The 13525-nt window shown below is 32.5% G+C and carries 10 protein-coding genes and 1 pseudogene; 5 read left to right on the top strand and 6 right to left on the bottom strand.

Annotated features, from left to right (window positions below; genetic code table 11):
- Nucleotides 1–42 precede the first annotated feature (42 nt).
- The 5 genes and pseudogenes from ACFPTQ_RS08095 to ACFPTQ_RS08080 all read left to right on the top strand — a co-directional run bounded on the left by ACFPTQ_RS08095 (nt 43) and on the right by ACFPTQ_RS08080 (nt 7993).
- Nucleotides 43–1728 (top strand): sulfatase, encoded by a 1686-nt coding sequence (locus ACFPTQ_RS08095; protein WP_379776130.1) that lies wholly within the window; start codon nt 43–45, stop codon nt 1726–1728.
- A 170-nt stretch (nt 1729–1898) separates the two neighbouring features.
- Entirely contained in the window at nt 1899–5048 is a 3150-nt protein-coding gene (locus ACFPTQ_RS08090; RefSeq protein ID WP_379776128.1) for a SusC/RagA family TonB-linked outer membrane protein, read from the top strand.
- 11 nt (nt 5049–5059) lie between these two features.
- The gene (locus ACFPTQ_RS08085) at nt 5060–6820 is read left to right on the top strand and encodes a RagB/SusD family nutrient uptake outer membrane protein (RefSeq protein ID WP_379776126.1); all 1761 of its coding nucleotides are present in this window, start codon (nt 5060–5062) and stop codon (nt 6818–6820) included.
- A gap of 231 nt (nt 6821–7051) precedes the next feature.
- Nucleotides 7052–7177: pseudogene (locus tag ACFPTQ_RS16090) on the top strand (transposase-like zinc-binding domain-containing protein); the annotation flags it as partial.
- Between the two features lie 15 nt (nt 7178–7192).
- Nucleotides 7193–7993: a transposase gene (locus tag ACFPTQ_RS08080; RefSeq protein WP_417394811.1), complete on the top strand. Its 801-nt coding sequence runs from the start codon at nt 7193–7195 to the stop codon at nt 7991–7993.
- An 854-nt stretch (nt 7994–8847) separates the two neighbouring features.
- Here the strand turns inward: ACFPTQ_RS08080 and ACFPTQ_RS08075 are convergent.
- From ACFPTQ_RS08075 to ACFPTQ_RS08050, 6 genes are all read right to left on the bottom strand, one after another.
- The gene (locus ACFPTQ_RS08075; protein ID WP_379776123.1) at nt 8848–9186 is read right to left on the bottom strand and encodes an L-rhamnose mutarotase; all 339 of its coding nucleotides are present in this window, start codon (nt 9184–9186) and stop codon (nt 8848–8850) included.
- A gap of 97 nt (nt 9187–9283) precedes the next feature.
- On the bottom strand, nt 9284–10789 hold the full coding sequence (locus ACFPTQ_RS08070; RefSeq protein WP_379776121.1) for an alpha-L-fucosidase: 1506 nt from the start codon (nt 10787–10789) through the stop codon (nt 9284–9286).
- Between the two features lie 35 nt (nt 10790–10824).
- Nucleotides 10825–10926, bottom strand: coding sequence for a hypothetical protein (locus ACFPTQ_RS08065; RefSeq protein WP_379776118.1), 102 nt, complete (start codon nt 10924–10926; stop codon nt 10825–10827).
- A gap of 295 nt (nt 10927–11221) precedes the next feature.
- Nucleotides 11222–11590 carry a hypothetical protein gene (locus ACFPTQ_RS08060; protein ID WP_379776115.1) on the bottom strand — a complete coding sequence of 123 codons (369 nt, stop codon included), beginning with the start codon at nt 11588–11590 and terminating at the stop codon, nt 11222–11224.
- A gap of 24 nt (nt 11591–11614) precedes the next feature.
- Nucleotides 11615–11836 (bottom strand): family 20 glycosylhydrolase, encoded by a 222-nt coding sequence (locus ACFPTQ_RS08055; RefSeq protein ID WP_379776113.1) that lies wholly within the window; start codon nt 11834–11836, stop codon nt 11615–11617.
- 398 nt (nt 11837–12234) lie between these two features.
- The gene (locus tag ACFPTQ_RS08050; RefSeq protein WP_379776111.1) at nt 12235–13488 is read right to left on the bottom strand and encodes a glycoside hydrolase family 18 protein; all 1254 of its coding nucleotides are present in this window, start codon (nt 13486–13488) and stop codon (nt 12235–12237) included.
- Nucleotides 13489–13525: the final 37 nt, after the last annotated feature.

Raw genomic sequence — 13525 nt, 5'->3', positions numbered from 1 at the left:
CTTTTTACAGATTAGAAACTCTCTAATAAAAATTTAAAACAAATGAATAGTATTTCGAATAGTTTAACTATCACTTTAAAAACAACAAGAAAAAAAATCTTTACTCACAGAAAAGTAAGTTTAGGTCTTTTCTCTTTACTAACTGTAGCATGCTCTGTCAGTAAAAATCCTGAGACTAAAACTCAAAAACCTAATATAGTTTTTATCATGTCAGATGATCATGCTTACCAAGCTATCAGTGCCTACGATAATAAACTAATACAAACACCAAATATAGATCGGATTGCAAAAGAAGGTATGCTATTCACTAATGCCTGTGTTACAAATTCTATATGTGCTCCGTCAAGAGCAGTTATTCTAACAGGAAAACACAGCCATTTAAATGGAAAAATAGACAACCTAAGTGAGTTTGACACAACTAATGTTACTTTTCCACAATTATTACAAAAAGCTGGTTATCAAACAGCCATGTTTGGAAAACTACATTTTGGAAATAATCCTAAAGGATTTGATGAATTTAAAATTTTACCCGATCAAGGCGATTATTATAATCCTGAATTTATAACTCAAAAAGGAGATACCATAATTACTGGATATGTTACCAATATTACAACTGATTTAACATTAGACTGGTTAGAGCATCGTCGTGACAAAACCAAACCTTTCTTACTCATGTACTTACATAAAGCGCCACACCGCCCATGGCTGCCAGAAGAAAAGTATTATAAGGAATTTACTAAAAGAAAATTCCCTTTACCTGAAACATTATTTGATGATTATAGCACCCGCTCAAGTGCAGCAAAATCTGCAGAAATGAACATTCTAAAGGATATGCTTTTAACCTATGACAATAAAATAGAAGATGCAGTTCTAGACAGCTTGAATATTAAGGAACGACACCTGCACTCAGGACTGAATAGAATGAACAAAGAGCAACGTTTAGCTTGGGATGCGGTATATAAACCAATCAATGAGGAGTTTTTAAAAAAATATCCTACAATGAGTACTAAAGAACTTACGGAATGGAAATTTCAACGTTACATGCAGGATTACCTTGCAACTATTACATCCGTTGATGATAATGTAGGTAGATTATTAGATTATTTAGATAACGAAAAACTTTCTGAAAACACAGTTATTGTATACACTTCTGATCAAGGTTTTTATCTAGGAGAACACGGTTGGTTTGACAAACGTTTTATGTACAATGAATCATTTAAAACCCCTCTCTTAATAAAATGGCCTAATAAAATAACTCCTGGTACTACTGAAGACGAAATGGTTCAAAATCTGGATTTTGCGCAAACATTCATGGAAATGGCCGGAGTAAATGCGCCTAATGCTATGCAGGGAAAAAGTTTAGTGCCGTTACTTTTAGGTAAAAAAGAAAAATGGGACAGAGACGCTATATATTATCATTATTACGAATACCCTGCAGAGCACGCCGTTAAAAGACATTATGGTATAGCGACTAAAGAATATAAATTGATCCATTTTTACTACGATATTGATGCATGGGAATTATATGACAGAGAAAAAGACCCTAACGAGCTCCATAATATTTACAATGATCCAAATTATAAAGATGTAGTTGAAATAATGAAAGAAAAACTAAAAGAATTAAGAAAAAAATATAAAGATTCAGAAACATTAGACAACTACTATATTCAGATTTACAAAAATCGAAAAACAGCAAAAAATACAGTCCATACTGAAAATCCTGAATAACAAATAATTTTATATTAACTAACAAAAATTTATGAAGAACAAACTAAACCAAAAATGAAGACAAAACACATAGATTTTGAACATCTGATAATCAAGCAATATTGAATATTAAAATCGATTTCAAATAATCAAATACAATTAATTTTTATACTAACTTAAAAACCAAACTTATGAGCAAAAGAGTTTTGATATTATCATTTCTTTTTATAATTATGGCTAACAGTACTCTGTTAGCACAAATAAAAATGGTAACTGGGACGGTTACAGATGATAAAGGCTCGCCAATACCTGGCGTAAATATAACAATTAAAAAAACCACAAAAGGCACAACATCAGATTTAGACGGAAAATACAAGTTAGCAGTCAACACAGGAGATGTGCTGGTTTTTGGATACTTGGGTTTTAATAATGAAGAAAAAACTGTTGGTGTACAAGAGACAATAAATATAATACTAAAAGAAGATTCGCAAAAATTAAACGAAGTTGTTGTAATAGGATATGGTTCTGCACGTAAAAAAGACCTTACTGGTGCCGTTGTTTCCTTTAAACCAACTCGAGACGAGGCTGCAATTGCTACTTCAATTGATGATTTGCTACAAGGTAAGGCAGCTGGTGTCGCAGTATCTACAGGAGGTTCAACACCTGGTTCAGCAGGTTCAGTAACTATTCGTGGGGCAAACTCCCTTCAAGGAGATAGCCAACCTTTATATGTAATTGATAATGTACCTCAATCCTCAACAGGACAAACCATGCGCAATTCATCAGGGGATTATCTACCTCCACTAGATCCAATGGCTGGAATAAACCCAAATGACATTGAAGACATACAAATATTGAAGGATGCCTCAGCGACGGCTATCTATGGCTCACGTGGTGCTAATGGTGTGATTTTAATCACTACCAAAAAGGGAAAAGCGGGCAAACCAACAATACGTGTGAGTGCAAATTACTCTATGGCAGAAGCAATAAATCTTATAGATCTTATGAATCTTAATGAATATGCAAACTTCTGGAACAATAAGTATCAAAGCGACCAACGATTTATTTTCAATGGAAATGAAGTAAGCTATAAATATAATGGAACAGACGAAAATGGAGCAACTGTTAGTAAGGAAATTCCAATTAACAATAGAAATTGGCAAAAAGAAATAACAAGAGCTTCTTTATCTTCAGATTACAATTTGAATATTAATGGGGGAACTAAAGATACCAAATATAGCTTTTCTACTTCTTTTAAAGACATAGAAGGTATTGTTAAAAATACTGGTTTAAAACACGGTGATTTTCGCTTAAATTTAAACACCACTATCTCAGATAAACTATCATTAGGTTTTCAACTTAGTGGATTCATCAGAAAAAACAACATGATGTCTGGAGGAAATAGCACAGGAAGAGCTTCTGGAGCCATTATACCTACAGCTCTAAACACCGCTCCTTATCTAAGACCTATAGATGATGTAACTTTTGCAGCTGATGTAGACAGTAGAGGTTCGGTATTAAGCTGGCTTACAGATTATGATGATATTTCTAATGAATATCGCTTTTCTGGAGCTTTTGATGCTAATTACAAAATTTCTAAGGACTTAAAATATACCTTTAGAACTGGAGGTAATTTAAATAATGTAGAGCGCACAAACTGGTATGGTTTATCTTTATATAATGGTTTTGTAAATAATGGTTATTTAAGCGAAAACAGACTGAAACGTAATAATTATAATGTCGAAAACCTTTTATTCTATAACAAATCTCTTGGAGTTGTAAATATAGATGCTACTGCGGGTGTAACTTATGATGCCTATACGTTTACAAATACAGGTGCAATAGGAAGAGGCTTTGCTTACACAAACTTACGTACTAATGGAATACACACTGCTTCCAATATGGTTATTCAAGCTCCTGGTCAAAGTGACTATCAATTACTATCCTACCTGACTAGATTAAACACCTCATTTTATGATGGAAAATATATTATTACTGCTACAATGCGTGCAGATGGAACCAGTAAATTTAGTGAACAAAACAGATGGGCTTATTTTCCTTCTTTTGCTGTAGCATGGAACATAGCACAAGAGAACTTTATAGAAAAAAACGCTAGTTGGTTATCTCAATTTAAGTTCCGTGCAGGTTATGGAGAAACTGGAAGCCAAAATGTGGGACCATACTCCAGCATATTTGGTTACGGTACCGTAGGCCAAGGATATGCATCAGTAGCAGGATCCTTAATACAAGGTTTAGGTGTAAGTGGTATTAGTAACCCTAATTTAAAATGGGAAAGTACCGAATCTATAAATGGAGGAATTGACTTTGGGTTCTTTAACAATAGAATTTCTGGATCGGTAGATATGTATGACAAAACTACAAAAGATTTACTAGTAAATGTTCCATTACCATCATCTACATCTTTTGCTTCGTTAACAGTTAACAGAGGAGAAGTTCAAAACAAAGGAGTTGAAGCATCATTAAATATAGATGTTATTCGTAATAAAGATTTTAAATGGAATATTGGCGGAAATATTGCATTTAACAAATCTACTATTAATAAAATCGGTAGTACATCAGTAACTGGCGATAAATCATCTTTCTTTGGTAGTTTTGCAGGAGATCATTTTGGATCACCAAATGTCTTTATTGAAGGAGAAGCCCCTGGACTTTTCTACGGTTTTAAAACAGATGGTATCGTACAACAAACAGATACTTATATAGTAGGTGCTCCTTTTGGAAGTTCAGCGGCTCCAGGAAATATTAAAGTAGTAGATGTAAATGGGGATGGTGTTGTAAATCTAGCTGATAAAACTATTATTGGTGATCCAAATCCTAATTACACTTATGGATTCCAGACAAGTGTTAACTATAAGCAATTACGATTCAAAGCTTCGTTTTCAGGTGTACAAGGTGGAGATATTTTTAATTCAAACAACCGTTACATTAATTTAGCAAGTTTTCAAAATGGAGACAGAAACATGAACCCTGCAGCAATAACAAATGCTTGGACAGCTACAAATCCCTCAAATGAATATCCTTCCATTTTTAGTAATGTAGTAAATGGACATATCTATGACCGTTATCTTGAAGATGGCAGCTATTTAAGATGTACCGATATTACTTTAGGATATACTTTCACACAACAGATTGTTAGCAAATTAGGATTAAGCAGTGTAGATTTATTTGCTTCTGCAAAAAATCCTTTCACAATTAGTAACTATAGCGGTTATGACCCTACGAGCAGATCTAACAACTTTGACCCACTAAGCAGAGGATTAGATATTTATTCTTTCCCAGTGCAAAGACAAATTATCCTAGGTGTAAATTTAACGTTTTAATAATTTAAGTTATGAAAATAAAAATCAATATAATTAGTTTAATGGTTGTTTTAATATCAATCATTACCACGTCCTGTTCTTTAGAAGAAGATCCTAAATATAATTTTAATTCGGCAACTGTTTTTAACGATCAAAAAACTGCAGAGGCTGTTATAATGCAAAATTATGGTTGGTTAGGAAATGCAAACCTTTATGGTCAATTTTTACATGAAGGAACCATAAATAATGGTGTATACTGGGGAAGAAGTGATGGAGACCGTCTTCAAACTACGGGAAGATATGAAATCTATGCAGCAAATAGTACTGTAAGTGGCATTTGGACAGGATTCTACAAAGTTATTACAGAAAGTAATTACCTAATAAATGGAATGGCATCTTCTAGCCTTTCTGCAGACTATAAAACAAGAGCTTTAGCACATGCTCGATTTTTGAGAGGATTTGCTTATTTTCAATTAGCCAATTTGTTTGGTAAAGCAGTTATATTAACAGAACCGCTTACAACAACTAACATACACAATCCTTTAAGCGAAAGATCACTGGTTTACGATCAAGCAGTTAGTGATTTAATATTTGCAGCAGAAAATCTGCCTCCAACTGAAAGCATGAGAGGTCTAGCTACAAAAGATGCTGCCAATGCCTTTGTTGCAAAATGCTATTGGATGATGGCAAACCATTCTCAAGCAGACGGTAATGATGCAAAAGCATTATATACTTTAGCAAAAACCTATGGAGACAAAGCAATTGGAAAATTTGCTTTAGCTACAAAATTTGCTGATTTATGGGTGAATCATAGTAATTCTACAGAATCTATTTTCCAAATTAACTTTACTGATGCAGTAGGTATCAATCTACGTACTTCATTTAATTTTGGCCCTAGTAATGGTGTTAGAATTGCTGCGCTTCAGCCCTCATTTGGAAACATTAAAATTGACCGAGGATTCTATGACCTTCACCGTGGTACTTATCCTGACGATCCTCGTTTAGCATCCACTTACTTATCTAGATTTACAAATGCTGCAAATACAGCTCAAACAGCAGTTGCCTACCCTTTATTTAATACCGGTACTGCAACAGCACCTGTAATTTATGATATTTATGCATCTGCACCTCGTAAGGCAGGAAGCACAGCTACTAATCCAGACTATGACTTTGCTTCCACGGCAATACCGGCATCTGTTAGAAACTTATGGAATAACACTACGGCTAATGAGAAAAACTTAAATCCGTATAACAATAAGATGCTCTCTACTGTAATTGCTACTGCTCAGTATGATCCTAAAAACTTGATTATCTTCCGTTATGCAGATTTGCTTTTATTAATGGCTGATGTTGAAAATGAATTAGATAATAGCGGTCAGGCACTTACCTACTTAAACCAAGTATTAACCCGTGCAAGAACTTCTGTTACAGGAGCTGTCTATCCACAAGTTCAAACTACACTAAGTAAAGAGGCAATGCGTGATAAAATCTTTTTTGAGAGAATGTTTGAATTGGCTGGAGAACCAAATTTGTTTGAAGATGTTCGTCGAAGAGGAACAGAATACTTGAGAAAAGTTGTTGATTTACATAACAACAGTAAAAGTATCCAATACAGATACAATATTGAAGTTACCAATAATATTCTATCCGGAAATTTCAGGGATTATATCATTGATAACGGTGCAGTTGTTTCTGAAGATTTCTTAAAAAGAAATTTACTACTTCCTATTCCGTTAAATGAAATAAATACCAATGACAAAATAGAACCAGCGGATCAAAATTTTGGATATTAATTGAAGATTTAAGTTATTATATGTATATTATTAAAGAGGTTGTTCATATGAACAACCTCTTTCTTTTTGACCAAAATCCAACTATCTAAATAATTAGGTTTAATAGTCAAAAATGGTTGGTAAAAACGCTGCAAAGCATTGTGAAATATGATGTTTCCGAAAGTTTATTGAAATTCGTTTCAATAAACTTTTTTTATTTATGAATAACTCAAAAAAAAGCGCTGTCCCACATGTAAAAGTCTTCAAACTATTAAATGGGGAAAAAGAGAAAATAAACAACGATTTAAGTGCAAAGATTGCGGACAATTATTTACATCAAATAATAAATCAGTTTCGGATTCTAATAAAGAAATTTAGTTTAGAAACTGGGTAATAGGGAAAGATACATTTGATAAAATATCGGTCGAATCAGGGTATAGCAAAAGTACATTACAACGTTATTTTTCTAAAATGCTATCCAAAGCTCCAATTTTAGAATTTAGTTCAACAGATGAAATTTACCTGGTAATTGATGGAACTTATTTTCCTAACGATATTTGTCTGGTGGTTTATAGAAACTTTCATTTAAAGTCGACACAGCTTTATAGAATGACTAATGGAGAGCATTTTGAAGAAATAGCAGAAGACTTGCAAAATTTATTAAGTCTAGGAATCAAAATAAAAAGCATTACATCTGATGGAGATAAATCATCTATAAAGGCCATTAAAAAAGTTTGTCCAAGAGTACCTTTTCAACGATGTTTAGTCCATATTTCAAGAATGTGTAGAATATGGCTTACACAGAACCCTAAACATAAATCAGGTTTTGAACTCAAACAAATAGCAATAAAAATCCATCATATTGATTCTGAATACAAACGACAATTATGGCTAATAGAACTCATTCAATGGGAAGAACGATATAGAGATTTTATTAACCAAAAATCATATAATATTGAAACAGGAAGATATTGGTATACTCATAAAATGGTTAGAAGATCATTTAATGTAATCAAAAAAGCTATACCTAATATGTTCCTGTACTTGAAGGATGATAAAATACCCAACTCAACAAACTCTCTAGAATCCTTTTTTGGACACTTAAAAGGCAACTTGAATATCCATAGAGGATTAAGTTTAGCCAATAGGAAGAACTTCTTGAAATGGTATTTATATTATAAAAACCAAATCTGAAATAGGTTTTTCTAAGCCATATCAGATTGCCGATAATTAAACAAAAAAAGGATAGCTAAAAACTATCCTTTTAATTATCGTATAATCATCAAATTTATTGCTGGTTGGTTGCTCCTCAGCAGAGCCAACTTCCTCTTCAATTTGACAGCCTAATTTAACTAATCCAAAATGAAAAATCACCAACCGTTTTTGACCACATTACCAATAATTAAAATACAATTTTTTATAGTTTTTTTTTAATATTTTTAAAGATTCAATTGGTAATTAAAAAAATAGCTAATTTACATAGGACAACAGTATATTTCTTTAAGTTGTTTTTAAATTTTATTTTTACAAAATTTTGAATTAAAAAAAACAAGCACAAGAGTTCTTCTTTTGATTTTTTTTGACAAACACGTCTTTAAAAAACATAGTAAAAATAAAAATGACCGATAGTGAAAATCAAAATCGGTCATTTTTTATGTTTGTTTTACTCAAAAGCATGCTTACTTCTGAATGTGCAAATTTTAAAATCTCCAACGGCATACTATCCACGATAAATGATCTTCAAATTCTAAAAACCGAGATTTTAATTTTGTCCTTACTCCTCCTAAAAAAGAAAAACAATTTCCATCTTGTTTTATTAAACTGACTTTGCTCAATTAAATTAGGTATTTGTTGTTTATTAATCTCTTTAAAATAAAGAATTCTCACTATCAATAGACATAAATCCAGCTATTAAAATCATTGTAAAAACCTATAAATTAGATACTTTTTCTTTTTCTCCAACCCATATTATATTCTAATTCACTATATTGTAAACTACTATAAACAATACTTTTCTTTTTTTAAATCTACTTTTCTTTTATAAAACATCATAGCGATTTCAACTCAAATATTTTTTCCATTAGCATCCATTTTTCTCCAGACTTTGCAAATGGCAGAGCTTGTTGAAACTTCCACATCAATTCTTCCCATTCCTGAACCTTAGGATTATTAGCATCCATTTCTGCTTTTTTTTCAAAAGAAAAACCTTCATTGGCTTCAATAATCATAAACATACGATTTCCAATACCATAAATATCAAGCACCTCTATACCCGAACCTTTTATACTTTCAATAACTTCTGGCCAAACCTTTTGATGATACGCTTTGTACTCTGCCATTAATTGTTCATCTTCCTTCAAATCCAAAGCCAAATAATATTTTTTCATTGTCTTATTCCTATTATTTATAATCAACTGCTACTTATAATTTCTGTAATTATGAAGTAGCATAACTATCAAATTCGATTTATTTCTAGTTTAATTACTAGTACTTACTTTCTTTATCAAAATACAATCCTATTTCGGCTAATGCTGGCTCCAGCCTAGCTGACTCAATACGCAACCTTACTTTAGATGCAGTTACAGCAGGAAACTCTAATAAGCGTTTGAAACCAATAGTAGTGCCTTCAGTTGCTTTTTTCCATTCTTTACCATTCCAATATTCAAGAACAAATTTCTCTACCCTTTGACCAATCGTAATGTTTTCCTGAAGTAGTAACACATTAAATGTTTTTTCCTCTTTCAGATTCATTTCAATTAAATTATCACTTCCTTTCATAGAAAATGAAAGATGAGTAGCATCATTATTATCTAATAACGGTTTTATTTTTTTTATTGCTCCAATTCCTTTTGCTCCCTTAAGAAGATTCATCTTAAATATATTGTCTAATTTCTCTTTCCATGTTTTCAAAGCGGTAATATCAAATTCAGTGATTAATCCTCTTTTATCTGGTGGAATATTTAGCAACAGAACTCCATTCCTACCTACCGAATGAAAATAAATTTCTTTAAGATGTTCTGGTGTTTTCACTTTTTTATCTTCCGATTCATGATAAAACCATCCTGGACGTATCGATACATCTGTCTCGGCAGGATACCATTTTAATGCATCTCCATCTCTTAATTGACTGCGGCTTCCTAAAACCTGACCTCGCATGTCTCCAGCTGGTGCTGCATCTACTTTGGTTTGCGAACCTTCATTAAATTTATTATTTTTTCCAACTGGCACCACACTCCATTCTTCCTCACGACCATGACCAGTTTCCGTTCCTACCCAACGTACATCAGGACCTGAAACTGCAATTACAGTTTGTGGTTGTAATTTTCGAATATGAGCATACCATCTTTCAAAATCATACACCTGCTTTTTGCCATTAGGACCTTCTCCATTAGCACCATCAAACCATACCTCATCCACTTTTCCATACTGGGTAAGCAATTCCGTTAACTGATTGATAAAAAAATCATTGTATGCATCAGTTCCATAAGACGCATTATTTCTATCCCAAGGTGATAAATAAACTCCAAAGCCTACTCCCAATTCTCTACAGGCATCAGCCACTTCTTTTACTACGTCTCCTTTTCCTTCCTTCAAAGGACTATTTTTTACGGAATACTCAGTAGTTTTAGTTGGCCATAAACAAAAACCATCGTGGTGTTTTGCGGTAAGAATTACTTGTTTAATTCCTGCTTCTTTACAAGTTCTTACCCATTGTTTAGCATCTAAAGCTGTGGGATTAAACAATTTTGGATCGTCTTTCCCTTCTCCCCACTCTCTACCTGTAAAAGTGTTGATTCCAAAATGAATAAAACCTGTTAACTCTAAACGCTGCCATCTTAATTGTTGAGGCGACGGGGTAATAGTAGCCGCAATTTTCACCAATTCATCGTCTGACATTGAGTTATTGATAGACACAAAATTTTTTGTTTGTGAAAAACCTACCGTTGTAAATATTGTCATTAAAAACATTAATTCTATTTTCCTTTTCATTTTATATTTTATTAAATTTTTTATAAATTAAATATTTAAAACTGCCTGTAATTATCACTAACAGAATACCCAAATTCATTGTGCAGGGCTTCCTTTATTACATCAAGGTTTCTGTTTTTACAAAAAACTGTTGGCACAAATAACCAATAATTAGAAGTTCCTACACGGCCGTCTTTCCTTTTATATCCTTTAAAAGTTCTGTCTTTGTATTTGGAAACATCTGGTGCCTTCCATGAAAATTCACTTCACGATATTCATAAGGCTCAGCTGCATGTTTCAAATTTTCTGTTGTCATCAAACTACCTTTAACTATTTTTAAACCTTGGAAGAAGCCGTAAATGCAAATTCTCCTTTATTTTCTAAAAATTGAAGACTAAACTTTCTGGTTACAATACAAAACATTTGAAATTCTCTGGCTTTTGAATCAAAGCTCTATTTACTCGAATATTTTTTATCCACTAGAATATGTATAGCATTATGAAAATCATATATGCGTATATAAATTTGCATTAATTGGTTCATTATTTCTTGATTTATAACTTTAGACTTTCCTTCCACTTTTATTGCAACCCCAATTTTTATATCTGTATTTTGAAAATAATCAATACTAAACCATCCATTAGGAAAATAAACTTTCAATTTTTTTTCATCTTCATCCTGAAGAAATAAATCAAATTCACCCATGACCCAATTAATAAATCTTTCAAAAACTACATTGTTTTTTAGCTCTACTATTTCTTCTATTTGAAAACGAGATGATTTTATCTTAATCTTGTTACTTTCTAAAATAGTATTTCCCATATAATTTGGTAATTGTATAAAACATCATTCAATAGTATCCGTTTTGGTTTCAAAAACATGTTTCGCATAATTTAACCCTAAAGTTTCATAACGTTCTTTCATCTTGTTCAAACGAGATTTAAAATCCACCAAATTCTTATTTTCTCTTTGAGCCCACACCACTTCTGACAAAGCTGTCATTCTTGGCAAAATCATATATTCTATGTGTTTAGCAGATCCTATATATTCAGTCCAAACATTGCACAAGATTTGAAAAATTATAAGAAAGGTGAACTTCAATATTTATCTTACTATAAGTAGAGGTAAAAACTATTAATCGTTAAATTTTAAAACAATTCAAAAACTAAACATCAAGTAAATAATTAAAAAGAACAGGAAGAATACTCAAAATTAACATCAGTACTTATATCATATTAACTAGTAAAAGTCAATAGCTTTAAATCCTTTTGAACTTAAAATTTTAAAGTCAGCAAAAAAGAGTTAAGGATTCCTAACTCCTTTCTTACTGACTCAACTAAAAAACCAAACTAATCAAATAAAAACCAAAACAGTATAACTAATTACCTACTTCTTAATTCCATAAATAAAAAACACTTAAAACTAATTTATTAGCTGTTATACCTTATTACTATAAACGAACGATTCTATCGCAATACAGCATTACCCAAAGCCTGTAACCACGGATTTTTAGTTGAACCCATATCATAAAAACCTCTTGATAATTCCCAAATCATTGCACCTTTTAGTCCTTTCGACTTCAGGTAAGCACCTTTTGTGGCCATATCTTTTTCATTATCGTAAACAATCATCATGTTGGTACTACTGTTTACATAATAAGAATGTTGGGTAGCACTATCCCACATCTCAGTGAACCCTCCTTTGCTGATATAATCTTTATACATATCCTTAGTTGCTCTCAAAGCCCCAGTAGCTGAAGCACCTAATGACGAATAAGCGGTATATTGCGCCCCGTAAAAAGGAACACCAATGGTTATCTGTAAAGGATTCACACTTCGGGTATTCACATAATAATTTACTGCATCGTCAATGGCTGATGAATTTCCTTTGCTTGCATTTTTATATAAGGGAGAATTTATATTAGCAATTGTTTCTGAACTGTACTCATAAGTCATGGGAGAAAACCAGTCTACACATTTAGCCAAAGCAGCCATATCGTAATACTTAGCAGCCCAGTCTCCTGTAGGCATTGCCATAGTAATAAGTATTTTTTTAGATCCCAAAACAGTTGATTTAGCAAAAGCAACCCTTAAGTCCTGTATCAACATAAGAATATTATATCCCTCACTATTACTTTCAGGGTATTCATAATCCAATGCTATACCATCATATCCTTTTTGCTCTAATAATGTTACTAGGTTGGCTGCAAATTTTACCCGGAGCGTATTATTGGCTAGCAGGGTTCTAAGAATTGGTGCACCCGATACTGCAATAAGTACTTTCACATTAGCCGCATGTGCTTTGGTTATTAGTTTATCACCGTAACCCAAAAATGTTTTATCTGTCAGGTCGGAGTAATAAGCTAAAGCAGCGGCTTCATTCGCCGAATCTTCATACACAAGTGTGGCATCGGTTGTAGATTTAGGTGCTATAAACCCAAAATCAATATGTGTTACATTTGAATAGTCAATATCATTATAAGAATAACCATACCATTTTGACAAGGTTAAATAGCCTTCCACTACACGATTTGAATTTGGGACGACAAAAACACTGTCACGCTTAATAACAACTGGAGGTGTCACAACTGGAGGATTGATTATAACAGGTGGTACATCTGGCAGTGGAGTTTCTGAGTTAGAACAGCTCAACATAGCAACCGCTGAAAACACAACTGCAAGCGTAAAAAAGATTGCTTTAAATAATTTATTTTTTTTCATTGTTTTAATTTTTGGTTTTAATCATACAGATCACCCT

This window comes from Flavobacterium sp. GCM10022190, from assembly GCF_042656445.1.
Taxonomy (GTDB): domain Bacteria; phylum Bacteroidota; class Bacteroidia; order Flavobacteriales; family Flavobacteriaceae; genus Flavobacterium; species Flavobacterium nitratireducens.
Note: the sequence above shows the minus strand (reverse complement) of the source record. Positions and strands in the feature narration are given on the sequence as shown.

Coding starts and splice junctions, on each gene's coding strand:
- ACFPTQ_RS08090 (WP_379776128.1), top strand. CDS start 1,899: ATGAGCAAAAGAGTTTTGATATTATCATTTCTTTTTATAATTATGGCT.
- ACFPTQ_RS08050 (WP_379776111.1), bottom strand. CDS start 13,488: ATGAAAAAAAATAAATTATTTAAAGCAATCTTTTTTACGCTTGCAGTT.
- ACFPTQ_RS08060 (WP_379776115.1), bottom strand. CDS start 11,590: ATGGGAAATACTATTTTAGAAAGTAACAAGATTAAGATAAAATCATCT.
- ACFPTQ_RS08085 (WP_379776126.1), top strand. CDS start 5,060: ATGAAAATAAAAATCAATATAATTAGTTTAATGGTTGTTTTAATATCA.
- ACFPTQ_RS08070 (WP_379776121.1), bottom strand. CDS start 10,789: ATGAAAAGGAAAATAGAATTAATGTTTTTAATGACAATATTTACAACG.
- ACFPTQ_RS08075 (WP_379776123.1), bottom strand. CDS start 9,186: ATGAAAAAATATTATTTGGCTTTGGATTTGAAGGAAGATGAACAATTA.
- ACFPTQ_RS08095 (WP_379776130.1), top strand. CDS start 43: ATGAATAGTATTTCGAATAGTTTAACTATCACTTTAAAAACAACAAGA.